Genomic DNA, 24,595 nt, shown 5'->3' on the forward strand with positions numbered 1-24,595 from the left:
TCATAATCCGCAGCGTTGAGGTCAACCGTGTCAAGAAGACGCAAGTGTTGACCGCCAACGACCTTTCTATGGTGAGCTCTGGTTCTCTCGCAATGATAGTTTGGAAACCCGGTCAGGCCCGGAAGGGAGCAGCCGTACCAAAGGACTCATGTGCCGAGATGTGGCTAGAGCTTGCCACCCAAATTCTCTAGCTATGAAATCTCGCTTACAATCTTAATCCAGTTTGGGTTTCTCATCGAGCTTTGGATTAGCCTCCAAATACTTCACCGCATTGTTGACAGCATGCGATACGTTCATTTCCATTTGACGTCTTTCAGACAAGGGTAAATAAAATGCCATATCAACCTCATGGCGTATATAGCGAGGGGGCAATTGGTTAAGCACCAAGCAGCTTAAGTCTGCTAAGAAATCATCGCTTTTACTTTGGACAAGTTTCAAAGAAGTGATTTTTTCAAGCACCAAATGCTCATAATAATTGTGAATATCGTCGTCTAATTTCATAACAGCCTCGCTGTGTAATATGAATAATTACTCGTTCTTGATATGAACATTATCGACATTTTCCCTCAATTCTCCACCTTACATCTGCGAAAACTGCATATCCATAACTCTAGTGGTTAAAAAACATACAAATATATAAGTGTTTTTGCTTTGTGTTGCACTTCCTTATTTCAGCAGGTGCCGAAATTTATGTTCTTTATTTCAAATTATTATGCATATATATTTTAAATAGTTTATTTTTTTAGGATGTTTATTCTAATTTTGCTTTCAGATTCTTCTTGAAACATTATACTAGGTTGCGCTATAGCACCTATATTTACTGAATTTGCCTTCTATTTAGTTGACCAATCTTGAACTCAACGTATAGTATTGCTGGTATGGGAATAAAATCTCATACATCTTATAAAAATCGTTTAAGCGATTAAATAACACTAACCATTAGGTTTATGGTGTCTAGGGAGACATAAATGTTTACAAACTCAAAAATAGCTAAGTCAGTTAAACTGGCTTGTCTGTTTGGTGCTGCTTCTACTGCGAGCATTGCAACTAATGTTGCGGCTCAAGAAGAAGGCGCTAAATCAGTTGAAAAAATTCAAGTTACTGGTTCACGTATTAAGAGACAAGAACTCACATCAGTAACTCCAGTAATAGAAGTATCTGACTTTGAATTCGATATTTCAGGTAACTTAAACATCGAGCAAAAACTAAACGAACTACCATCAACGCTTCCTGCGTTTGGACCTAGTTCTAACAACCCTGGTGATGGCACCGCTACAGTCAACCTTCGTGGTTTAGGAACAAATCGTACTTTGGTACTTGTTAATGGTCGTCGTTGGGTACCATCGCGTCAAGACGGTGTTATCGATTTAAACACGATCCCAGCTAGCTTAATTGAAAACGTTGAAATTATTACCGGTGGTGCATCTGCGGTATTTGGTTCAGACGCACTTGGTGGTGTTGTTAACTTTAATTTAGTTGATGATTTTGAAGGCGTTGAAATGACAGCGCTTTACGATATCACTGGCGAAGGTGATGGCGAGAAATACAACTTCGATATTACCATGGGTGGAAACTTTGCTGACGGTAAAGGTAACGCTGTAATTTATATGGGTTACTCTGAGCGTAAGCCTATTTTTCAAGCTGACAGAAGCTTTTCAGATGTTGCTCTTACCGAAAGTGGCGGCGAATTAGTACCTGGTGGTTCATCAGGTGTGCCTGGAACACGAGTCTTTGGTGGCCCAACACTTCCAAATGGTGAAGTCTTGGGCATATTTGAGGAAGACGGCTCTGGTCGTGCGTTCCAAGACCCAGCAGATCGTTTCAACTATGCTCCAGATAATTTCCTTCAGTTACCACAAACACGCCACACTGTGCAAGCTTTCTCTCATTATTACCTTGCTGATGAAGTTCGTTTGTACGGTGAAATGACTTACGTGCGCAACGAAGTACCTCAAGAGTTGGCACCTACACCCGCTTTCTTAAGCAACTTAGAAGTTAACCCTGATAGCCCATTCTTTGGCGCTGATGTTCAAACTGCACTTGATGGTGAGCGAACTGATACCAATGGTGACGGGGTTATTGACGGTGACGACAATGCTTCATTTGGTTTCATTGGTCGCCGTATGGTTGAGAATGGTTCACGTCAGTCTGTTGATACTCGTGATGCATTTAGAGTACTAGTCGGTCTTGACGGTGCTATAAACGACTACTGGACATATGATATGTACTTGAGTCGCTCGATCCTCACACAGACTAACACGCTAAATAATGATGTTGCAGAAAGTCGCTTCCGTCAGGCTGTTTTGGTTACTGACGACGGCACTGCCTGTCAAGATACATCTGGTGGTTGTGCGCCGTTAAATATCTTTGGTGCAGGTAACATCTCTCAAGCAGCTATCGACTTTGTGAACGTTGGTGCGACTAACCTAACAACAGTTGAGCAAAACGTATTCCTAGCATCAGTTGCTGGTGAGTTGCCATATACTCTGCCTGGTGCTGATGAAGCAATCGGTCTTGTGCTTGGTTTCGAGCGTCGTCGTGACGAATCTAATTTCCGCCCAGATACTTTCCTTTCAGCGGGTGACGTTCTTGGATTCAATGCAGGCCAAGCGACAGTAGGATCATATAGTTCGAGCGAATATTTTGCTGAGCTTTCTGTGCCTATCCTGTCTGGTAAAGACTATGCAGAAGATTTAAGTCTATGGGGTGCTTTACGTTCTTCTAATTACTCTAATATTGGCTCAGTAACTTCATATGCTGCTGCGCTAAACTATAAGCCGACTGAAAATGTTGGCGTTAGAGTCGGGTTTCAAAAAGCGGTAAGAGCACCAAATGTTTCTGAGTTATTTTTGGGATCTTCAAACGGCTTCCCTGGCGCGACAGATCCATGTGCTGAACGTTTAGACTCGGATGACAACGTCATTACTCCATCAGCTCAGCTAGTGAGCTTATGTGAAGCAACCGGTGTTCCAGTTGGGCAAACAGGGGTTTTCACTCAAGCTAATAGCCAAATAGAAGGTACATTTGGTGGTTTCGAAGATCTCCAAGAGGAAACCTCAGATACTCTTACTGTAGGCTTAGTTGTTGAGCCAATGGAAGGTTTGGATGTTACGATAGATTATTTTGATATCAAAATAGAAAACGCAATTGATGTGTTTGGTGGTGGTGTAAACAATACCTTAGATCTTTGTTATAACGTAGTTCAAGATGCTAACAGCGAATTCTGTCAGGTAATAGAGCGTAGAGCGGATGGTAACGTCGACGTAGCTACGGTATTAAACGATAACATAGCGCAAATCTCAACTAGCGGTATAGACTTAAATGCAAACTATACGACTGAAGTTGGTTTTGGCTTGTTTGAAGACACATCAACCGTTAATGTGCAATTTAGAAGTACCTTCCTTGATAAATTTGACACTACGCCAGTAACTGGTTTTGATAGAGTGTTCGAGTGTGCTGGTTCGTTCGGTAATACCTGTGGTATTCCCCGCTCTAAATTCCAGTATAATGTTCGAGCAACTTGGAACACAGGTCCTTTGACGGTTTCTGCTTTACTAAGACACCTATCTGAAGTAGACGATGACACTATCGTGAATGGTGGTGTAGACCGCGACAGTATCGTAGTACCTGAACTTGCAAAAGCATACTACGTTGATTTAAGTGCGGCTTATATGGTTACTGACGCATTCTCGGTTAACTTCGGTATTCGAAACATCTTCGAAGAAGAAGCTACTCCGATTGGTGACCAACAACAGCAGGCTAACACCTTCCCTGAAGTATACGACGTACTTGGCCGTCGTCTCTTCATAAGTGGTACTTACACCTTCTAAGAAGGAACAGAGTATAATTAAGTAAAAAAGCCGACATGAGTCGGCTTTTTTTATCTTAAATAGGTGAACATTAAGCGTTCGATGATAAACTATCAACGTCATTTAAACTAAAGAGCATGCGTTACGTGTCATCTTCATCTCAACAGCTTCAGCATTTATTGCAGTCAATCGCAAAGGACATTCAAAGTGGTAACTCGCAGCTTGCGCTGAGCAAATACAAAGGTTTGAGTAAGCAAGTGCAGGCACATCCTAATGTTCAACACTTTTATGCCTTAGCGTTAAAGTCAACAGGGCAATTAGAGCGCGCTAAAGACATATTGCAGGAATTGACACAACGTTACCCCAAGCAAGCCGAATTTCACAATAATCTCGCAAACATATTTAAAGCGCTCACAGATTCAAATAAAGCCATAGAACACTATAGTAAAGCATTAAGCTTACAGTCTAATTATCAAGATGCTTTTAAAAATTGCTTGATTATTTTACTCGAAGAAACCCGCCTAGTTGAGGCCGATACGCTTTTAAATAGCCACCATGACATTTTTTCGAATTGGCCTATCTATCAAAAGTTAAAAGCTGATTTATTAGTCGCTAAAAAACAATATGAGCAGGCTATTGTCGAATATAGACTCGTATTAAAAACACAGCCTAACTATACTGAGGCAAGCATAGCTTTAGCGTCTTCACTTGCAAAAAACAATCAGTTCACCGAGGCAATTAGCCACTTAACAGCGCTAATAGAAAAGGTCGAAAGTCCTATGGCCTATTATCATTTAGCACTTTGTTATTTTGAGACGCATGAGCATGTGTTAGCGAAAGACTGTTTTGAAAAAGCGATTGCCATCCGTCCTAATTATCGTGCAGCCCATCAGCAGTACAATGAAATGCTTTATCAACTTGCTGATTTGCAAGCCTTTGGTAAAAGTTATGAGGCTGCTTTGCTATCATTACCAAACGAACATGAACTTCGCGCTGACTATATCGACTCTCTTGTAAGTGCAGACTTTATAGAAAAAAGCGCTAGAGCAATTGATACTGGGCTTTCGTTAGCGCCGGAAAACAATCGCTATCTAGCCCAAAAAGCACGGCATTTTGCCAATGCAGGTAAATTAACTGAAGCCCTCAGACTTTCAAAGACGGCCTTTGCGTCACGTTCAAATTTGAACAACGGTATCGAATTAGTGAAGCTAGGCCTATCCTTAAAGAATTATGCATTGGTGACCAATACGATTGAGTATTTGAAGTCTCACTATCCTAACAATCAATTAGTGTTAGCCTATGAAGCAACTTGTCTGAAACTCTGCGATAGAGAAACTTACGATAACTACCATATGTTTAGCTCTACTGTAAAAACATATACATTGCCTGTGCCCGATGGCTACGACAACTTAGCTAGCTTTCTCTCAGACTTAAAGGACTTGTTGGTGAGTATGCACACCACAAACAAGAGGCCACTTCAACAAACGCTTAAAAAAGGAACGCAAACACCAGGGCGTTTACTAGAGCGGGAGCATCCGTTGTTAGACAAGTTAAAATGGGCTTATGAGACAATCATTGCCCAATATATTGCAGAATTACCCGATGCAAAAGGTGAACTTCAGGCACATCCTTTTTTAAGTCGGAAAAGTAATGAATTTGAGATTACTGGTAGTTGGTCAGTTAAGTTGCATGATGAAGGTTTTCACGTCAATCATGTGCATCCAGAGGGATGGATAAGTTCGGCCTGCTATATTTCAGTACCAGATAACTTGAGTGAGAATGAGGGCTGTATACGCTTTGGTCAGTCGCCCTTAGAATTAGGTGAGGCCGATGAACCTAGCCTTAGTATCACACCGAGAGCAGGGCAATTAGTGCTCTTTCCATCTTATATGTGGCACGGAACCTTGCCTTACTTTTCGTCACAAATGAGGTTAACTGCGCCATTTGATGTCGTCCCGAAGTAGCAATTAATCATGGAAGTCAAAACAAATGAACGATACTGAAGCTTGGGATCTCTATTGGCAAAGTGGGATAATAAACAGCTGTGTTACCCAATCAGATGAACTTGTGGATAATGCCTTGTTTGTTTTCTGGACCTCGCATTTATCGCGCCTGCCACAGACACCCAAGGTGCTCGACTTAGCAACAGGTAATGGCGCGGTTGTTCATTTACTGCACAAAGCTGAGTCAAAGTTGCAACTTACCGGTATTGATAGGGCAAAGATTGTTTCAGCAAGCCAACATGATGAACATTCTCCACAGTTTCTTTCCAACATTGACATCACTCAAACACCATTTAAAAACCAGAGTTTTGACCTTATTACGAGTCAATTCGGTGTAGAGTACGCGATGTGCACAAATGGCACTGACTCTATGCAGTCAGTGCTTCAAGAAATTAGCCGTTTACTGCGCCCTGGTGGAATTTTTCAGCTATTAATACACCATAGTGAGAGCTCCTTACTGCACTCCAACGCAAGGAAAAGAGACGAGCTTGCCTACCTATTACAAGACGGTGGCCTAATTAGCGACTTATGGCGCTTCTCTCATTCTGATTTGTCGGTAAGTGATTTAGAGCTGTCGGGGCAAAATTATCTACATACGGCTCAAATTAAAACACAAGCCATTAGTGGTCAAATATTCTCAGCTATCAATCACTTTATTCAGCAACAAGGAATGCCCGAAACACAAGGCAGCATTAGTGATGTCATTACACGAGTAAAAGCTGAGCATTCGCGACTCAAGCAACTCTGTGCAGCAGCGATGTCGGAGGATGATCTTGTGATGATGGAAAGGCTAGCCGAGAACAATGACTTAGCTATTGAAACGAAGAAGGCGTTCGAAGTCGAAAATAAAGATGGTACTTTGGACTTATTGGCCTGGCAAATCGTTGGTAGTAAGGGAAGCTAATGACTGAAGATGAGATAAAGCAAAGCATTGATAGTATTAGTTTGAAATTAAATAGTGATGAAATTTCTGAAGGTGTCAATTTGGCCAGAGCATTAGCAAAATCCGAACCTTCATCCTTCGCGGCATTAAACTTTCTGGCCAATGTTGAAGAGCAATTGGGTGATAGGGAGGCCGCAAAAGACTTGCATAAATCATGTATTCGATTAAATGAGGCAACGCCAATTGCCTACTTGTCACTAGGTTATCTATTGTCGGAAGACTGCCATGGTCAGCTTAAAGCAAGCCCTGAAGCGATTGTGTTATTTTCAAAGCTCTTTGATATGGCACCACAATGGTTCTACGACCACCAGTCCTTTAATTTCAATCCTCAAGTAATGCAGAAGCTCGTATTTGCGGGAAGAACACTGTTAGTGTTTTTTGACGAATTGCATCGAAACGCCTTAACTCTTGATGTCGAGAACCAAGACACTTCATACATAGAAGCACACACTAAGCCTTCACAATATGCAGAAGAGCGCGTTCGCATTGCCGAAGCCATATGGACAAGAACACACTTGAGACCCTTTAGCTTTGCTCTGCATGACCAAAGACCCCATTTGTTTTACGTGCCAAACCTGGTTGCTAAGGGAGTCTGGGAACTAGAGCAGTTTCCTTGGGCAGAGGCTTTCTGCAAGCAGTACCCCGATATTTTGGCAGAGTTCAGGGCAGTAACCAAAAATATTGCAGATCATGCGAGGCCTTATCTAGATGAACATTTTGAGAATAATGCTGAGCTTACTCAACTTGCTGGAAAGCAAAGATGGACTGCTTTAGATTTATATCGCGAAGGCTTGTTGTCAAACTTCGCCAAGCAACATTTCCCTAAAACCTTAGCTGCCTTGAAGTTGATTCCGCTATGTGGCCGTGGTGACAATCCCGACGAAGTGTTCTTTTCTATTTTGCAAGCTGGGCAAGCTATTCCAGAACACTATGGTCTATCAAATCATAGTTTAACCGTACATTTAGGTATTGACATACCTGATAACTGTACGCTGAGTGTGCGAAGAAGCGACTATTACTGGAAGAACGGCGAACTGATAGTATTTGATGACTCTTTTATCCATAGTGCCAAGAATGATAGTGACAAACTCCGAGTGGTGTTACTGTTCTCTATTTGGCACCCACATCTGAGTGGCGCCGAAATAAAAGCAATAAAGAGTAGCTTCACTCAACGCCATAACTGGTTTGAAAGTCGCGATGAAAAGTTAAAAGCGATTATGAGTGAAGCCCCAGAGAGAGTCATTGATTAAGCTCTAAACCAACCACTAATACTAAGTCGCAAGGCCGGCGAAAATGGTGCGACACAGGTAACTGAGTGTGGGCGGCTCACATCAAACAGGCTTAAGCTGTTGAATGTTGGAGTGTAAGACTCGACTGAGGTGCCATCGCTCTCGAAAAACTGCAATAAGCCACCCCAATCCGCATGCCACTGTTCAGAGAGGTTCATCACAAAGGCAACTCTACGGGTTTCATTAGGCGCGACATCGTTATGACGCGTTAAAAACTCGCCTCGAGCAAAGCGCGTAACGTTAGCGTCGGCATGACTAATATCGTGGTGCCCAGTAACAGTTCTTACCCAATCAATTGTCTGTGGGCTGTTGAGCCATTGCTTAAACTCAAGCAATGGAGCTTGCTTTTCACCCTCTATAATAGGGTGACGCCCGTACAAAAAACCTACCCCGTTTGCTGCGTTTTGAAAAATCTGTGCTTGTAGGTTTCCTCGGGTTTCATCACTGTGTTTGCGCAGTTCTGACTCTCTAACTGCCTTATTTTCATTTCCCGCAAAAAATACAAGCTCGTAGTCCCTTATTTCTTTAACTACTGTCGCTATTCGAGTTGCTGAACTTGGCGCCAAGAAACCAGGGATACGAAAGCGTTGTTTCGAAGAGTAGTGTGCTTCAAACTTATGAGCTTCATTTGCGTCAATAACAGGAGATTCTATGGAAAGTGGCATGCGGCTTTAGCTATCCTTTTGACTGAGTGAATTTGCTCGGTGTACAAGATTTTGTACTTGATTCAGTGAGCCCATATGAATGTGTATACACTCCAATGCGCTGTCGATTGAGCGGAGTTTAAGGTACTTTTCATCGCTAAGTGACCGCAGCTTTTCATAATCAACCACCATAAAGCCACCCATTGACTTGGTTTCCCCTTTGTCTTGATATTCAAGCGCTTTGTCAGTGAATAAACCTTCGTTGTCGAGAAGCTCAAATAGAGTCTGTGAGTGATGTTGCATGTTATGCATATGACTTAAAAACTTCTGAACTTTTGTCAGGTGGCTAGACGGTGTGCCGTCACTATTAAATAAATTTAGCCCCTCGCTATCATTGAGCACAGCATTCGTGTCATTGACACACAAGGCCATATCAGAGGATTCAGCACTCACTTTAACAAAGCTAAAAGGATAGCGACGTATAATCGCTGGCACATAGGGCACCAGCCAATTGAATGTTGAGTCTATGAACAAATTTTGTTTTGGTGCTAGGCCCATAAGAGCAACGGCTGAAATAGACTTATCGTCGTTGCGCACAAACACAATTGGGTAGTTGGCTGAGGCCAATCCAAACTCATCAACCGAGATGCTTGCCAAATGAAAGTCTTTTGCATGGGCGTAGTTAGCTATTTCTTTTACTTTTTTATTTTTGTGAAGGTCGGCGCTAAGCGCGACATAGGTAGGATTCATCATTCGCTTCCAAATATTGGTATTGTGTTTTTTATAGCAAAAAAAATTCTGCTCAGATATTCCTTATGATTGTACTAAAAGTTCGGGTAAAAACTAAGTGCATTGATGTAAATAAAATGTAGAAAAAAATACACTATCGAAGTGATTCTGAGCTTCTGCCATCTTGACATTTAGCTTACATCCTGTGACTATCTACCGGGAGTGCATGTGTTACGCGTGTACGACTATGATAATTATAATTTCTCCGCCGGCAAAACTAAGCGGCGTGAACATCAAATAATGGTTGGGAATATGTCCAAAATGAGCAAGAGAACTCAAATAGCGTCATGCATTCTTGGTGCACTAGCACTTGGAAACGCTTCGATCGCCTCTGCAGATCAGCTTCAGGATTTACAAAAAGCAGAAATAAAAGTCCAGAAAGCCTCAGCGAAATCTCAAGAGAAAATCAATAACCTTTTCGAACAGTCACAAGAACTATTGGCTGAATACAGAAATGTAATTGACACCACGGAAGGCTTAAAAGTATACAACGACTATTTAGCCAACCTAGTTGCAGACCAGCAACGCGGTATCGATTCTTACCAACGCCAAATTGATTCAATTGATGAAACAAGACAAAACATTGTTCCATTGATGTTCAGCATGATTGATTCACTCGAAGAATTTGTCAATTTGGATATTCCTATCAATATCGACGAGCGTCGTAACCGTATTCAAGGCTTGCGCGACGTAATGACGAATTCCAACGTAACCGTAGCAGAGCGTTTTCGTTTAGTACTCGAGGCCTATCAAACTGAAAACGAGTATGGCACCAAGATTGAATCCAAGACTGGTACTATCGAGGATGGTGGCCAAGAGATTACCGTTGATTTCTTCAATTTAGGTCGAACAGCTTTATTAGCGCTATCTAAAGACCAAAAGAGTGCCTGGGTTTGGGATAATAAAGCTAGAAGCTATCAAAAGCTTGGTGATGAGTACTTAAGTTCTATTATCAATGCTGTTCGTATGGCAAAAGGCCTTGTTCCACAAGACCTAATTAAATTACCAATTGAAGCTGCGGAGTAAGGTTAATGAAAACAACAATAAAAACACTTGTTGCTGCAGCGGCAATCGCATGTATCTCATCGGTTGCACAGGCACAACAATCAACGACATTACAAGAGTTATTGAAAAAGGTTGAGCAAAGCGCAACGGCACAATCTCGTGAAAACCAACAGCGCGAAGCTGAGTTCAAAAGAGATCGTGACCAACAAGCACGCTTACTTCGCGAAGCGAAAGCGGCATTAGCAGCTGAGCAAGCTCGCGGTGATCGTTTGGCGGCACAATTTGCTGCAAACGAACAAACACTTATCGACAAAGATGCAGAGCTTGAAGCTGCAAAAGGCGATTTAGGTGAGATGTTTGGTGTTGTACGTCAAGCGTCTGCTGATGCTTACGGCCGAATCTCAACGTCGATAGTGAGCGCACAGTACCCAGGTCGTGATGCGTTCTTAGCAGAAATGTCTAACGATGCGAAAGGTCTACCAAACATTCAAGAGCTTCGTCAGCTTTGGTTATCTCTTCAAACAGAAATGACGGCTTCTGGACAAGTAGAAAAATTCGAAGTTGAAGTGCTTAACCTTGAAGGCGGCAAGTCTGTACAAGAAGTTATTCGTATTGGTACTTTCAACCTTATCGGTGAGCAGGGTTACTTAGTTTACAATGATGACGACAATACGGTTGAGCCGCTTGGTCGCCAGCCTGATGGTTTTCAGGTAAGTACTACTCAAGACTTGTTGAGCGCAAGCTCTGGCCTCATTCCTGTTTACGTGGATCCTTCACGCGGCACAATTCTTAATTTATTCAAGCAAAAAGCAACTTGGTCCGAGCGTTATCATGCTGGTGCTGAGGTAGGTTATACCATCACAGCCATGCTAATTATTGGTCTACTTATCGGTTTATATAAGTTTGTTACACTAAACGCCTCTGGCGCGAAGATGAAGTCACAGCTTAAAAATATCGATGATCCGAGCGAGAAGAATCCACTTGGTCGAATTCTAACGGTATATCAAGATAACAGAGAAGCTGACGTAGAAACCCTTGAGCTTAAGCTTGATGAAGCTATCTTACGTGAACTGCCGCGCATTGATGCTGGTGTGAATATCATTAAGATATTTGCTGCCATTGCACCATTACTTGGTCTACTCGGTACGGTACTAGGTATGATTGAAACCTTCCAACAAATCACTTTGTTTGGTACCGGTGACCCTAGAATCATGGCTGGTTCAATCTCGATGGCGCTTGTAACAACTGCGCAAGGTATTATTGCAGCCTTACCACTTATTCTTGTACACAGTGTTGTCGCTTCTAAAGCGAAGTCGATTGTTCATGTACTTGATGAGCAAACAGCAGGCTTCATCGCAGCGAAAGCTGAGTCGGAGAGAGTTTAATATGTTGTACCTGATTGGATTATGGGAATCTGTCAGGGACTTTATCGCTACCGGCGGTGACGTGCTGTATTTCGTCGCCTTAGCGCTTTTCCTAATGTGGGTTTTAATGGTTGAGCGCTATTGGTATTACACCTCTGTATTTCCTTCAGTTAAAAAGCAAATAATTGCTGATTGGGATAGCAGAAACGATACCACTTCATGGTACGCGCATAGAATTCGTGACACGTGGATTTCACAGGCGTCAGATTCTTTAAATGCAAGATTACTAGTAATTCGAACTTTAGTGGCGATGTGTCCTCTAATTGGATTGTTAGGTACTGTAACAGGTATGATCGGTGTATTTGAGAGTATGGCTACGCAAGGTACTGGCAACCCAAGAGTCATGGCAGCCGGTATTTCGATGGCAACAATTCCTACAATGGCAGGAATGGTTGCAGCTCTTTCAGGACTGTTTTTCAGTTCACGCCTCGAAGCGAAAGCTAAGATTGCGAAAGAGACCTTAATCGATAGTCTGCCACATCATTAAGAGAGATTAGTATGGGTCGTAAAGTAAGAGAACAAGAAGAAGACGCCCAAATCGACATGACGCCGATGTTGGACGTTGTCTTCATTATGCTTATATTCTTCATTGTTACTACGGTGTTCGTTAAACAAGCGGGTATGGAAGTTAACAAACCCGATGGCGAAACTGCGGTGTTGAAGAAAAAAGCTAATATATTTATTGCGATTACTGAGAGCGGTGATGTATGGATGGATCGACGTGAAATTTCTGTCGAGGCCGTTGGTGCGAACCTGGAAAAGTTATTAGCGGAACAACCCTCTGAAGTTGTATTCATTCAAGCAGATAGCAAAGCCAAGCACGGTATTGTTGTTAAGGTAATGGATCAGGTGAAAGAAGCAGGGATAGACCGTGTCGCAATTGCGGTGAGGAGTTAGCATGGTTAGATTGATAAGTTCCATCTTAATCGGTGCGGCTATCGCGTTTGGTTTATTCGTCATCATGGCCAAGTTGATTGAAAACGATGGGCAAGCGCAAGAAGCGCTTGAGCCGATTCCAGTTATCGATATTGTAATGCAACAACCTGATGACGAGATACAACAACGTGTGCGCACACCGCCACCACCGCCACCACCGCCACAAGAGCCACCAAAGCTCGATCTTGTTGAGCCCGACACTGCCGAGCCTAGCACAGACGGTTTTAGTTTAGCTCTACCTAGCGTTGATACTGGCGACATTGGTGTGAGTATCGGTGGTATTGGTGCAATGCGTGATGGTGACGCAGCTCCTATCGTTCGTATACCACCGGATTATCCGCCACAAGCATCTCGCGACGGAAAAGAGGGTTGGGTGCGTTTATCATTTACCATTAACGAAGTTGGTGGTGTTGAAGACGTCAATGTTATCGATGCAGAACCAAAGCGAATTTTCGATCGTGCGGCGAAACGCGCGCTTCGTAAGTGGAAGTACAGACCTAAGGTTGTTGATGGGGTAGCTCAGAAGCAATTCGGTTTGGAAGTACAATTAGACTTTAAGTTGGACCAATGATATGAAAAAGCAATTTAAAAATCTAAAAACTTCAGTTGTTATCAGCTCGATATTGTTGCTGGGGTCTTATTCCTCAGCATCCTTTGCTCAGGCAAACTTGCAAGTTCAATGTCCTGGTTACAAGCCGGCAAAAACGCAGTTGCTTAGCGAAAAAACGGGTAAAAAGCTGAACAAGGCTTTTGAAGCTTACAACCAAGACCTTGTTAAGGAAGCTATCGATCTGCTCTATGAGATTGAAGCCAAAGACCCTTTTGACAGAGCTTCTGTTGACCGCTTTCTTGGGCAACTTCTGGTATCAGACGAAGATAGACGTTCTGAAGCAAAAGACTACATAGAGCGTGCTGTTAAAGTTAAGGTACTTAACGATAACGACCATGCTCCGCTGCTGAAGTTGATGGGCGACCTCGAGTATGCAGAAGGCAATTATGCAAAAGCCATTGAGTGGTTTGAGCGTTGGATGGACTTCACCTGTCAAGAAGACGGTGTTGCTTATCTCAAAATTGCACGAAGCTTCAGCGAAATGAAAAAACAAGCTGAGGTTATTGCGCCAGCAGACAAAGCTATTGAGTTGATGGAGAAGCCTAATCAAGGGGCGTACTCTCTCAAAGTTCAGTCTTATTATGAGCGTAAGATGTACGCTGAAGCCATCGATGTGCTGGAAACTGCTGTTCAGGTTTTCCCTGATTCAGATGTCTGGTACACGCGCTTAGGTTTGTTTTATCAAATCGTTGAATCTTACGACAAAGCTTTAGCAATGTTTGAATTAGCTTATAAAATGGGCCATCTTAAAACAGCTAGTCAGTACCGTTCACTGGCACAGCTACATGCTGTCAACGGAGCGCCTTACAAATCAGCTAAAATCGTTGAGAAGTATTTGAATGATGGTGTCATTCCACGCACCGATACTAATCTCGAAGGTATTGCTAATTCGTATTATCAAGCTCGCGAATTCAAAGATGCTGCAAAGTACTTTGCGCTTGCTGCTGTTGAAGGTAATGATAATGACTTGTATAGACGTCAAGGAGCTATGCTGTTATCAGCTGGTGACTACAAGGGCGCTATCCAAGCCTTGAACAAAGCACTTGTGAATAACGAAGATAACTTGGGCAAAGTGCACTATGCACTTATAGAAGCTCATTTCTATTCTGGCGACCTAAGAGCTGCAATGAAGGCAACTCAAGAAGCTAAGAAGTTCCGCGCCATGCGCAAGAATGCATTAGCTTGGGAGCCGCATATTAGAAATAAAGCGTCTAATAAGGGTATTAATATTTAGTTTAAGGCATAGTATATGCCACTTTGTATTTAGTCGTACCTAGTAAAGAAGCTCCTTCGGGAGCTTTTTTTATGCCTTGCTATTCTTGCTATAGTATCAATTGCCGCAGTGTTGTAATAACTTCCTCTCTAATAATATTCATTTGTTTTAATTTAATTTCTTTTGGTGTGTGGGCTTTTGAATAGATGGTAATGGCAGATTCCAGCCGGGCTAGGCTACACCTGCGAAGGTTTTGGATGAAAGGAATGTTATCATTATCGCCGAGCCACTTTGATAACTGACTGGCTTTGTTGTTAATCGCAATTATAGTAAATAGGTCATCTTTGACATTTGAAAACGGGCGCGCGCCCTCAATAAAAAGCTGAAGGGAGTAACAAAGCTGTTCAAATGTGTATAACAACTTGTCTGACCCTATTTCCGCGGTGTTTACCATGTGATGATATTGCTCTTCAGTGAAGCTTTCATTTTGCTTATCGTTAGCCATTAGGCTATGCAGTCTAAATATGACTTGATATATAAGTTGCTGCACTTTATCGATGCTTATGCTGCTTAAAGGTTTTATCAATATGACGCTTCTTTCGCCGCTAGATGTGTCTTTTCTTAAGCCAAACTTAATGAAGTGATAGTCGCATTTGGTCCACCATCGATATAATTCGTCGGTACGTCCAAATGACGTACTCAAGAATGTCGGTTGGTTATCCAAAGGTAAAGAGTTTGCAATCTGTGCGATTTGTCTCAGCAGAGCACTACCAAAACCTCGTTTTCTGACTGTATGTTCGACTGCAACTCTGCTTATTCGCCAGGATTTTTGTTGTAAGAACATAGACTCTAAAAATGTTGTTGCTAGGTTTTGTGCTACAAGGTGGCCATTAAATCGTCGACTACCGTTAATCAAACTACTAGTGTTCTCATCATGTTCTTTTATATTTCCTTCAACAACGACGTTAGCTACTGCGACTAGCATAGAATTAGCAGCGATGGCGGTAACGACAAAATTGCGTTCGCTATCCATTAGGCGCATCAAATCGTCGGGCGTAGTTTGATAGTGACTTTGCAATAACATGTAAAATACGTCGACTAACAACTCCTCATTTTGGAATAGTTCGGGCGGGGTAAAAGTTTGAAAGCAGAGTTTTTCAGCGTCCCAAGCCTCTTGAGTGTTGTTGTTCAATATCTGTGTTTTTGTATTTTTCGGTTCAGGAACAAAAATATCCTCGAAAACAGCTTCAAGCACACAGTTTTCAAACCATCTAATTGGGGAGCTGAGGGTGAATTCTTTCGTTTTCGTTCCAAGAGCGTATAGCTTTGGCAACACTTTCAAGTTGAAACCGAGCCCGCTTCCTTCATAGCCAACTGATGTGCTTGCAAGTATTGTGTGGGCAAAACGCCCGCAGGCCTTGATTATTGAAGCTGGGGCAATAGATGCTGCTTCGTCAATAAACAAAATAGAGTCACTGCTTAGTTCATCGAGCCTATCAATCGGGACGAAACTAAGTGAGCCATCTTGTTGTTCCTTCGTCAAACTACCGAGCACTTCCTCTTGGCATTCTGTAAATTTTTCTATGGCTTTCTTGCAGTGTTTTACAGTAGGGGCGGTTATATACAGAGTTGCTTTGCTGAACAGCAGAAACTCAAACGCGATCAAGCCCAAGAGCGTTGATTTACCGCGGCCTCTTTTCGCGCGAATGATACTACAGCGGCCATTCTGCTTAAAATGCGAAGAAATCTGCTGTTTGTAGTGTAGTTGTGTTTCGCTTATAGCGCGCATTCTCGCCTGTTCATTGGCAGCGTTTGCTTGTTTTGCATGTGCGAGTGGAAAGTGCTGGGGCCCAGATTCTTGCAAAATAGCAGTGAAGCAATCGTTTTTGCTCTTTGCTACTAGTCTTGCGGTATAGTAGCTAAAGTGCTGTTCTTCTTGGTAGCTGAAGCTTATTCCCTGTTGCGCTGCTTCGTAGTCAGGCCAGTCATCAAGCTTAGGGCATAAAATAACAAATAGGCCTCTTTTTGCTACTGTGCCCTCTAAGGCCAGCATAGCACTCGGCTTAACACCATCAAATGCATTATAAATTACACAGTGATACTCGCTACCTAGGTGCTGTTTATAGTGTTTGATAGAGGAGGTGGAAAGTGGAGGGTAACTCTCGTCGCGCAGCTGTTGTTCTGTAAGTAAATCGGAATTAGAGACAAGTAGGCGACTTGCGTGTTTAGTCGTATTTGCTGCTAGCCGGTCGGGAGTTAACCGTAGCACTTGCTTGCAAGCCCAGCTTTTACTTCCTGATATAAGCAATAGCTGTCGATGACAATCACAGTCTTGCCTGAGTTTTAGCCATTGCTGTAAATCCATCTGCTCCAAACTTGCTTTCCATCTTTATGCTATCATCATGATTTTATAGTTTACCTTGTTAAGGATTAAAATGCGTTTTTTATCAAGAAGGCTGGTAATGCCAAACGATCTTAACTATGCAAATGCGCTATTTGGTGGCAGAGCATTGGAATGGATTGATGAAGAAGCCGCCATTTACGCTATTTGCCAACTCGAAAGTAATTGTTTGGTAACTAAGCATATTGGCGAAATTTCCTTCGAATCTCCGGCTATTCAGGGCGATATTGTTGAATTTGGCTTAGCGACTAAAAAGGTCGGTAGAACATCCATCACCGTGACTTGCTTAGTGCGTAACAAAGCAACAAAAAAGACGATATGTTTAGCGGATGATATCGTTTTTGTGCGTGTTGACCCAGATACCAAACAACCCGTTGCTCATGGCAAAACCCTTGAGGGGCTTGTGCAACAGACGAAAGAAGAAATGAAAACGCTTAATGTAGAATAAGGTAAAAGGGCTAGCTAGAACGATTTGTGTACAGTTATAACGATAAACTACTTAGTCCATCTTTCACTTTTGTTTTTTTGTTGATAGTATCTGCGCGAAATCGAATGAGGCTAGCAAAACACAGCCTGTCGATTTCAACACCAAGGGGTGCAACTTTTATGTTGCTGAGATTCTAAGGAAAACCCTTATTTACCTGATCCGGTTAGTACCGGCGTAGGAATGGTTGTTATCGCAATTCAATTACCTGCTCCCATACCGGCTCTTTTCTAAGGATTTGAAGAGAACCACATGAAATTTGAACAAACACACACACACATTTTTTCTAACACAACGAATAGTACTGCAGCACTAAGGCACGTCTTCAAGCCGACAGCTATGGCGATGCTCATTTCTGCCGCGCTTAGCTTTTCTCCTCTTGCGAATGCAATGCAAGACAGTGACGAAGACGCAATAGAGAGAATTATTGTCACTTCTGATTTAGGCCAGCGTGAAGCTAATAACCTTGCAACAAGCGTCGCGATTGTAGGACCGGAGTTAATGGAGCTTCGACAAGCTACTCATCTCGAAGACATTCTGGCTGTTGTGCCGAATTTGAATTTTAGTAGCGGTGCATCACGGGGTAAGTTCGTGCAAATACGCGGCATCGGTGAGCGCAGTCAATTCGCCGAGCCAATTAATCCGTCGGTCGCGTTAGTGGTCGATGAAATTAACTTTTCAGGGATTGGCGGCCTAGCCACTTTAGTCGATGTGCAACAGGTTGAAGTGCTGTCTGGACCTCAGTCTACTGGCTTCGGGGCGACAGGCTTGGCTGGTATTGTTAAAGTTGTTAGTAACAAAGCCAGTGACACAGCAGAGGGCTACGTGCAAGGTAGCATTGGGCAATTCAATACGCTACGGTTAACGGGTGCCTACTCAGACAAATTAACCGACGGCGTAAATGCAAGAGTGGCCTTACAAAAAGTGCAAAGTGATGGCTTCGTTGAGAACATTCATTTAGGCAGAGAAGATACAAATAACATCGACGAACTCAGTGCCAGAGTAAGCATAGACGCGAACTTGTCGGAGACTTCAGATCTAGAATTTAAGTTTTATCATTTCGATATTGACAATGGTTACGATGCTTTCTCTCTCGATAATAACAATAAGACTCGCTCAGACGAGCCGGGTTTCGATCGCACAGAGACTCAAGCTGCAAGTGCCAAGTATATCTACGAGAATGACGACAAGGTACTTTCAGTTGCAGCCACTTTTTTAACTGCTGATCTTGATTATGCGTATGACGAAGATTGGACCTTTGTTGGTTTTCATCCTGACGAATACTCCTCCTTCGACCGTTATAGCCGTGAGGTAAATAATCACACCATTGATGCACGCTATGCAAGTATTGCTGCAGACTCACCGTGGGTTGTGGGTTTGTATTATCAGGCAAGTGAGCAAGATTTGCGTCGTATATATACTTTTGCAAGCGCCGATTTTACAAGCACCTATGATCCGTCATCGATTGCACTTTACGGAGAATATAGCTGGCAAGTCAACAAGCCTTTGTCGATCACTGCTGGTGCAAGGTTAGAGAAATTTGAAGCTGATTATATCGATAGCAGCGATTTCACTGAAAGCCTCGACGATAACCTGATTGCAGCAAAAGTAAGTGCAAGTTATGTAATAAACAAAGCAACGTTATTTTCGAGTGTGTCACGTTCGTATAAGGCTGGCGGTTTCAATCCTGATCAACGAGTGAGCGAAGACGACAGGCTGTTCGATCCAGAGTATAACTGGAACTATGAGCTAGGTGTAAAAGGCCGAGTGAATACTCGTTCCGGTATTGCAGGGCAATTGAGTGTGACTTTTTTCTATATGGAGCGAGAAGATGCTCAGGTGAGTGACTTTTCGGTAGAGCGTCGTGATGGCAATGCGGGCGGCGATTCCTTTATTGACGTAATTGGTAATGCGGATACGGGCTTAAATAAAGGTGTTGAGATTCAAACAAATTGGCAGTTTAGCGATTCCTTTGCTACAACTATTAACTTTGGCTACCTTGATGCTACCTTTGGAAATTATACGCGAACAAATGGCAGCTTTATTCCAAAGCAAAAGCAGGCACAAGCGCCTAAGATTACTTTTTATGTCGCTTCTAACTATGCCATCACCGATGATATTTCATGGGTGCTGGAATTAGAAGGAAAAGACCGCCATCGCTTCTCTATTGGGCATGATGAAAGGTCTCCGTTTACTGCTTTGGTTAACACTCATATTACTCTGCATCGCGGCGATATGAGCCTTCAGTTATGGGCTAAAAATATCTTTGATAGAGAAGTATTAACGCGTGGTTTTGGCGGTTTTAACAATGATCCTCGTGATGGCTACGATCCTGCAAAGCCGTATTATCAGTTTGGTCAAGAGCGTCAACTCGGTGCAACGCTTACCTATCGTTTTTAAGGAATAGATTATGAAACTAGTCGTAGATATTTCGCTATATCCGTTGAATGAGAAGTATATTGCACCTATTCAAGCCTTCATTGACAGGCTCAATAGTGATCCAAAACTCACAACCAGTACGTCTGCAACGAGTACGATAGTGAGTGGCGATTATGAACATGTAATGGCGGTGTTGGCGAAGGAGATGAAATATACTTACGAAGAAACAGGGCAGGCGATATTCGTATGTAAGTTCCTTAATGGCGACAAAATGGGTTCTGGCCATTGATTGAATTTCTTCAGCAAGCTTGGACACAGGCACAGCAGCAGAGTTTGTTGGAACTCGTTGCGGTGCTTTTGTCTGTCGCTTATGTTGTTCTGGCTGCTCATCAAAATAGCTGGTGTTGGCCTTGTGCCTTCATCAGCACTAGTATTTTTGTCTTTTTATTTTGGGAAAGCACTTTAGTTTTCAATATGTTATTGAATGTGTTTTACATAGTGATGGCTGTTGTTGGCTATTTCAGTTGGAACAAAGGTAAGTTATTACAAACAGAAAAGTTCATAGTGAAAGCACTAAGTCTCGACAAGCTAGCGATTCTGTTGTGCTTAGGTGTGGCTATCACCGTCATTTTAGTAATGATAGGTAGTCAATTGTTTCAATCTGAGTGGATATGGTTGGATGCCATCACCACGGTATTCTCAATTATTGCAACAATACTCACCGCAAGAAAATATATCGATAATTGGTATTTTTGGATGGTAATGAATCCGTTAAGTGCCTATTTAGTGTATAAAAATGGTCTATATCTAACCAGCATTCTCATGGTCGTGTTTACTATCATGGCATGCTACGGCTACATAAAGTGGAAGAGCGATATTCCTAACGAGGCCTAAGTATTGATGCAGATTGATGCGCTGTTAGCTCATTTGTCGGAGCCACTGCACCTAAGTGAAAATGCAGTGTTGCTGCCTTTGTCAGGCGGCACGATTAATGGCGCATTCTATTTAGTCGACAACAAAAACGAGTACATGGTGAAGTGTTTCGAGGCCAGTGAGACAGTTGACATTAATCGTTTAGAGCGGTTTCGGCTGCAAGAGCGCTTGGCTAAAAAACGTATTGCGCCAAGACCTATCTATTTGTCTGCCGAAGCTTGCATATATGTAGAGCAGTGGGTTAAGCAACACCGTAGTCAAATTCCACTCTTTTTTGATGAATTGCATATTAATTTACTGGCGAAGACGCTTAGCAATATTCATCGCTGCAAAATAGAGCTCCCTATAGCAAATTTACCCGTAAGTTGGCAGCACTATTTAAGCTCAATTCCCACCATTAATGACTATACACACGAGCGAGTTGCCAAGGCAACGCAAGCCTGGGAATCACACAGGCGCAACGAGTCCGCTTCGTGGGTCTTGTGTCATAACGATTTAGCGTGGGCGCATGTATGTGTCCCAACTAAATTGATATTAGATTGGGAATACGCTGCTTTGGGTAACCGCTTTTTTGATTTGCTGTCTTGCGCCAAAGTTAATAAGTTCGATAATGAGCAACACGAAATGCTGGTCGCTGCCTATGCGAAGCAAAATGACTTAAGTATTGAATATGCGTATGAGCAATGTGGCATACAAGCTGAGTTTGTCGACCTCACGTACTCACTTTGGTATAAAGCGCTAGGCATGCAAAACGCTTAATTGTAAAACATGCAATATCCAAATTAGCGATTGTCAATGGCATGTTTCTAGTTGCATGTGACTAATTAAATACGCTCAATCACCCACGCTCAATTACCTGTGCACAGGCCGCTGCGTAGACCGAGAGTTAGTATCAAGTCCAAACACAAGCACTTAGTGAGTGCGTGGTTGTATGAATTGTGAACGATCGCTGATTAATATCTATTATTCGACATAAAATACTTTTCTTTTTTCAGCCTCAAAGTATAATGCAACGCGCTGCAGGGGTGTAGTTCGAATTGGTAGAACAGCGGTCTCCAAAACCGATGGTTGGGGGTTCGAGTCCCTCCACCCCTGCCATTCTCCCTCGTTCTATTGGGTCTTGATCTACAAACAACTTCCACTATTCATTTATGCAGTGTTATCATTCTATTCAGCTTCGCTGAGAGAGCGGTGTTGTGCTAATCGGTTTTTTTACGCCTAAAACGATGATTATTGTTAACAACCTTGCAGGACAATCTTACGTGACGACGACTTATCAAAAAGCAACATTACAAGCTATGGGCATCACTCTTTATGAAGCGGTAAAAAGTGTGGAAGAAAGTCAGGCACTTTCCAATATTCAACACGATCACCCTTTTGTCTTGAAAGTGCTAAACTCTATTGGCTTTTCATCACTTGCTGAGTCAGGTCTGACTTGGTTGATAGGTGATAACGACGACATCACTCTCAGTGCCAGTGTGTTAACGACCCCTGATATTCCATCCTTACAAAACCCTGAGCTGAAAAAGCGACTTTGGCTAAGCATTAAACACCTAAAAAAGTGAGCTTATGATTAAGCTTAGGCTTTTTAACACTAGTGATACAGCGATGGCATACACGATATTTGCCGCGGAGAGAACTCAGCCTTGGCGCTTTGACACCTTTGAGGGTTCTGCGTTAAATGGAAGGTCTCTTGTTGCGGTCAAAAATGAGGTCGTTGTCGGCTATAGTCTTCTTAGCAGTGTGTTAGATGAGGAAACCCTCGAAGATATTGCTGTTCTTCCTGCCTTTAGAAAACAAGGTGTGGGAAGGTCACTCGTTGAAGCCAGTGTTACACAAGCGAAAAAACGTGGTCAGAAAGTGATTTTCTTAGAAGTCCGCCAATCAAATGAGTCGGCCATTGCCATGTATAGAAGCTTGGGTTTTGAACTCATAGGTGAACGTAAAAATTATTACGATGCCGCCCCCCAAGTGGCAGAAATATCATATCAACAGAGTAAAACCAATCAAAAGAGCTCAGTTGGGCGTGAAAATGCGCTTATCATGAAAAAAGTCTTATAAGACACCCTTATTAAGCATTCAAAAATAGCTCGGAAGAAGGTACAATTCGCGCCCTTAAATATGTGCCAGTAGAACGAGAAATCATGACTTATCAGAGTGAAATAGAGAAACGTCGCACCTTCGCGATTATTTCTCACCCCGATGCCGGTAAAACGACGATTACTGAAAAGGTATTGTTGTTCGGAAATGCCTTGCAAACAGCAGGCACGGTAAAAGGGAAGAAGTCTGGACAGCATGCGAAGTCTGATTGGATGGAAATGGAAAAGGAACGCGGAATATCGGTAACCACCTCGGTAATGCAGTTTCCGTATAAAAACCATCTGGTCAATCTCCTTGATACTCCTGGGCACGAAGACTTTTCTGAAGATACCTACCGCACGCTCACTGCTGTTGACTCCTGTTTAATGGTCATTGACGCTGCAAAAGGGGTTGAAGCGAGAACCATTAAGTTGATGGAAGTAACACGTTTACGTGATACACCTATCGTGACTTTCATGAACAAGCTTGACCGAGATACTCGCGACCCTATCGACTTGCTAGATGAAGTAGAAGATATTCTCAATATTAAGTGTGCTCCCATTACGTGGCCGATTGGTATGGGTAAAGAGTTTAAAGGTGTTTATCACTTGCTTAGGGATGAAACTATTTTGTACTCGACAGGCCAAGGTCACCGCATTCAAGAAACTCGGATTGTTAAGGGTATCGACAACCCTGAGTTGGACGACGCCATTGGCATGTATGCCGATGAACTTCGAGAAATGCTCGAACTCGTCAAAGGTGCCTCTCATGAATTTGATTTAGAGGCATTTTTAGCTGGTGAATTAACGCCGGTTTATTTTGGTACAGCTTTAGGTAACTTTGGTGTTGATCACATGCTCGATGGCTTAATCGAGTGGGCGCCTAAGCCTCAGGGGCGCGAGCATGATGCCGGCGAGGTGAGTAGTAGTGAGGAAAGTTTCAGTGGTTTCGTGTTCAAAATTCAAGCCAACATGGATCCCAAACACCGCGACCGGATAGCCTTCTGTCGTGTAGTCTCGGGTAAATATGAAAAAGGCATGAAAATGCATCACTCTCGCATAGGTAAAGACATCCGGGTTGCCGATGCTGTAACATTTTTAGCGGGTGATAGGGCTCTGCTACAAGAAGCCTATGCAGGCGATATAATTGGTCTACATAACCATGGTTCAATACGCATCGGTGATACCTTTACGTCAGGTGAGAAATATCGCTTTACGGGTATCCCAAACTTCGCACCAGAGCTCTTTAAACGCATTCGTCTTAGGGATCCGTTGAAGCAAAAGCAGTTACAAAAAGGCCTTATTCAACTAGCTGAAGAAGGTGCGGTGCAGGTGTTTAGGCCGCTACAAAACAACGACTTAATTGTTGGTGCAGTGGGTGTACTCCAGTTCGACGTGGTGGTGGCGCGACTTAAGGCAGAATACAATGTAGATGCCATTTATGAAGGAATCGGCGTTGCGACCGCTCGCTGGGTATATTGTGACGATGCCAAAAAGCTTGATGAGTTTAGGCGCAAAGCACAGGCCAACCTTGCCCTCGATGGCGGCGACAACCTAAGCTACGTGGCACCTAGCATGGTGAACTTGTCGCTTGCTCAAGAACGCTACCCCGACATTCAATTTAAAACTACCAGAGAACACTAGGCTTCCAACTT

Annotated in this window: 22 protein-coding genes, 1 tRNA gene, 1 other RNA gene and 1 riboswitch; of the genes, 20 read left to right on the top strand and 4 right to left on the bottom strand. The window is 42.8% G+C overall.

The annotated features are described in order from the left end of the window. Positions 1-76 precede the first annotated feature (76 nt). Positions 77-173, top strand: an RNA gene (gene ffs / locus ISG33_RS03325) — signal recognition particle sRNA small type. Positions 174-213: 40 nt separating this feature from the next. Here ffs and ISG33_RS03330 read toward each other — a convergent pair. Further along, positions 214-501 (bottom strand): late competence development ComFB family protein, encoded by a 288-nt coding sequence (locus ISG33_RS03330; RefSeq protein ID WP_195732123.1) that lies wholly within the window; start codon positions 499-501, stop codon positions 214-216. 467 nt (positions 502-968) lie between these two features. Here ISG33_RS03330 and ISG33_RS03335 point away from each other — a divergent pair, with 467 nt between their 5' ends. From ISG33_RS03335 to ISG33_RS03350, 4 genes are all read left to right on the top strand, one after another. Continuing rightward, positions 969-3,830, top strand: coding sequence for a TonB-dependent receptor domain-containing protein (locus tag ISG33_RS03335; RefSeq protein ID WP_195732124.1), 2,862 nt, complete (start codon positions 969-971; stop codon positions 3,828-3,830). Between the two features lie 125 nt (positions 3,831-3,955). After that, a complete protein-coding gene (locus ISG33_RS03340; RefSeq protein WP_195732125.1) occupies positions 3,956-5,773 on the top strand; it encodes a putative 2OG-Fe(II) oxygenase in 1,818 nt (605 codons plus the stop codon). A gap of 25 nt (positions 5,774-5,798) precedes the next feature. Next, positions 5,799-6,716, top strand: a complete 918-nt coding sequence (locus ISG33_RS03345; protein WP_195732126.1) for a class I SAM-dependent methyltransferase — start codon at positions 5,799-5,801, stop codon at positions 6,714-6,716. Next, positions 6,716-8,005 carry an aspartyl/asparaginyl beta-hydroxylase domain-containing protein gene (locus tag ISG33_RS03350; RefSeq protein WP_195732127.1) on the top strand — a complete coding sequence of 430 codons (1,290 nt, stop codon included), beginning with the start codon at positions 6,716-6,718 and terminating at the stop codon, positions 8,003-8,005. Before ISG33_RS03345 ends, ISG33_RS03350 begins: the two co-directional genes overlap by 1 nt. Here the strand turns inward: ISG33_RS03350 and ISG33_RS03355 are convergent. Next, on the bottom strand, positions 8,002-8,709 hold the full coding sequence (locus ISG33_RS03355; RefSeq protein ID WP_195732128.1) for a 2OG-Fe(II) oxygenase: 708 nt from the start codon (positions 8,707-8,709) through the stop codon (positions 8,002-8,004). The genes ISG33_RS03350 and ISG33_RS03355 overlap by 4 nt on opposite strands. Positions 8,710-8,715: 6 nt before the next feature. Beyond that, positions 8,716-9,441 (bottom strand): SapC family protein, encoded by a 726-nt coding sequence (locus ISG33_RS03360; protein ID WP_195732129.1) that lies wholly within the window; start codon positions 9,439-9,441, stop codon positions 8,716-8,718. Between the two features lie 297 nt (positions 9,442-9,738). Here ISG33_RS03360 and ISG33_RS03365 point away from each other — a divergent pair, with 297 nt between their 5' ends. Genes ISG33_RS03365 through ISG33_RS03390 form a run of 6 tightly spaced genes read left to right on the top strand, consistent with a single transcriptional unit; the run spans position 9,739 to position 14,686 of the window. After that, positions 9,739-10,503: a DUF3450 domain-containing protein gene (locus ISG33_RS03365; RefSeq protein ID WP_195732130.1), complete on the top strand. Its 765-nt coding sequence runs from the start codon at positions 9,739-9,741 to the stop codon at positions 10,501-10,503. 5 nt (positions 10,504-10,508) lie between these two features. Further along, positions 10,509-11,867, top strand: coding sequence for a MotA/TolQ/ExbB proton channel family protein (locus ISG33_RS03370; RefSeq protein WP_195732131.1), 1,359 nt, complete (start codon positions 10,509-10,511; stop codon positions 11,865-11,867). A 1-nt stretch (position 11,868) separates the two neighbouring features. Further along, positions 11,869-12,393 carry a MotA/TolQ/ExbB proton channel family protein gene (locus ISG33_RS03375; RefSeq protein WP_195732132.1) on the top strand — a complete coding sequence of 175 codons (525 nt, stop codon included), beginning with the start codon at positions 11,869-11,871 and terminating at the stop codon, positions 12,391-12,393. An 11-nt stretch (positions 12,394-12,404) separates the two neighbouring features. Further along, positions 12,405-12,803, top strand: a complete 399-nt coding sequence (locus ISG33_RS03380; protein WP_195732133.1) for an ExbD/TolR family protein — start codon at positions 12,405-12,407, stop codon at positions 12,801-12,803. 1 nt (position 12,804) lies between these two features. Beyond that, positions 12,805-13,413 (top strand): energy transducer TonB, encoded by a 609-nt coding sequence (locus ISG33_RS03385; protein WP_195732134.1) that lies wholly within the window; start codon positions 12,805-12,807, stop codon positions 13,411-13,413. 1 nt (position 13,414) lies between these two features. After that, positions 13,415-14,686, top strand: coding sequence for a tetratricopeptide repeat protein (locus ISG33_RS03390; protein ID WP_195732135.1), 1,272 nt, complete (start codon positions 13,415-13,417; stop codon positions 14,684-14,686). Positions 14,687-14,774: 88 nt separating this feature from the next. Here the strand turns inward: ISG33_RS03390 and ISG33_RS03395 are convergent, their stop codons facing one another. Continuing rightward, positions 14,775-17,030, bottom strand: coding sequence for a tRNA(Met) cytidine acetyltransferase TmcA domain-containing protein (locus ISG33_RS03395; protein ID WP_195732136.1), 2,256 nt, complete (start codon positions 17,028-17,030; stop codon positions 14,775-14,777). Positions 17,031-17,100: 70 nt separating this feature from the next. Here ISG33_RS03395 and ISG33_RS03400 point away from each other — a divergent pair, with 70 nt between their 5' ends. The 9 genes from ISG33_RS03400 to prfC all read left to right on the top strand — a co-directional run bounded on the left by ISG33_RS03400 (position 17,101) and on the right by prfC (position 24,584). Next, the gene (locus ISG33_RS03400; protein WP_195732137.1) at positions 17,101-17,514 is read left to right on the top strand and encodes an acyl-CoA thioesterase; all 414 of its coding nucleotides are present in this window, start codon (positions 17,101-17,103) and stop codon (positions 17,512-17,514) included. Between the two features lie 133 nt (positions 17,515-17,647). After that, positions 17,648-17,751, top strand: a riboswitch (TPP riboswitch). Positions 17,752-17,802: 51 nt separating this feature from the next. Continuing rightward, positions 17,803-19,950 carry a TonB-dependent receptor gene (locus tag ISG33_RS03405; RefSeq protein ID WP_195732138.1) on the top strand — a complete coding sequence of 716 codons (2,148 nt, stop codon included), beginning with the start codon at positions 17,803-17,805 and terminating at the stop codon, positions 19,948-19,950. A 10-nt stretch (positions 19,951-19,960) separates the two neighbouring features. Next, complete coding sequence (locus ISG33_RS03410; protein WP_195732139.1) at positions 19,961-20,218, top strand: YkoF family thiamine/hydroxymethylpyrimidine-binding protein; 258 nt, start codon at positions 19,961-19,963, stop codon at positions 20,216-20,218. Then, complete coding sequence (pnuC, locus tag ISG33_RS03415; RefSeq protein WP_195732140.1) at positions 20,215-20,823, top strand: nicotinamide riboside transporter PnuC; 609 nt, start codon at positions 20,215-20,217, stop codon at positions 20,821-20,823. Before ISG33_RS03410 ends, pnuC begins: the two co-directional genes overlap by 4 nt. 6 nt (positions 20,824-20,829) lie before the next feature. Continuing rightward, positions 20,830-21,621, top strand: coding sequence for a phosphotransferase (locus ISG33_RS03420; RefSeq protein ID WP_195733011.1), 792 nt, complete (start codon positions 20,830-20,832; stop codon positions 21,619-21,621). 262 nt (positions 21,622-21,883) lie between these two features. Beyond that, positions 21,884-21,960, top strand: a tRNA-Trp gene (locus ISG33_RS03425). Positions 21,961-22,058: 98 nt separating this feature from the next. Beyond that, positions 22,059-22,427, top strand: coding sequence for a hypothetical protein (locus ISG33_RS03430; protein ID WP_195732141.1), 369 nt, complete (start codon positions 22,059-22,061; stop codon positions 22,425-22,427). A 4-nt stretch (positions 22,428-22,431) separates the two neighbouring features. Then, positions 22,432-22,923 carry a ribosomal protein S18-alanine N-acetyltransferase gene (rimI, locus tag ISG33_RS03435; protein WP_195732142.1) on the top strand — a complete coding sequence of 164 codons (492 nt, stop codon included), beginning with the start codon at positions 22,432-22,434 and terminating at the stop codon, positions 22,921-22,923. A gap of 83 nt (positions 22,924-23,006) precedes the next feature. Continuing rightward, positions 23,007-24,584 carry a peptide chain release factor 3 gene (gene prfC, locus ISG33_RS03440; RefSeq protein WP_195732143.1) on the top strand — a complete coding sequence of 526 codons (1,578 nt, stop codon included), beginning with the start codon at positions 23,007-23,009 and terminating at the stop codon, positions 24,582-24,584. The last annotated feature ends 11 nt before the right edge of the window (positions 24,585-24,595 follow it).

Origin of the sequence: Marinibium conchae, from assembly GCF_015595035.1 — a bacterium.
Taxonomy (GTDB): domain Bacteria; phylum Pseudomonadota; class Gammaproteobacteria; order Enterobacterales; family Alteromonadaceae; genus Glaciecola.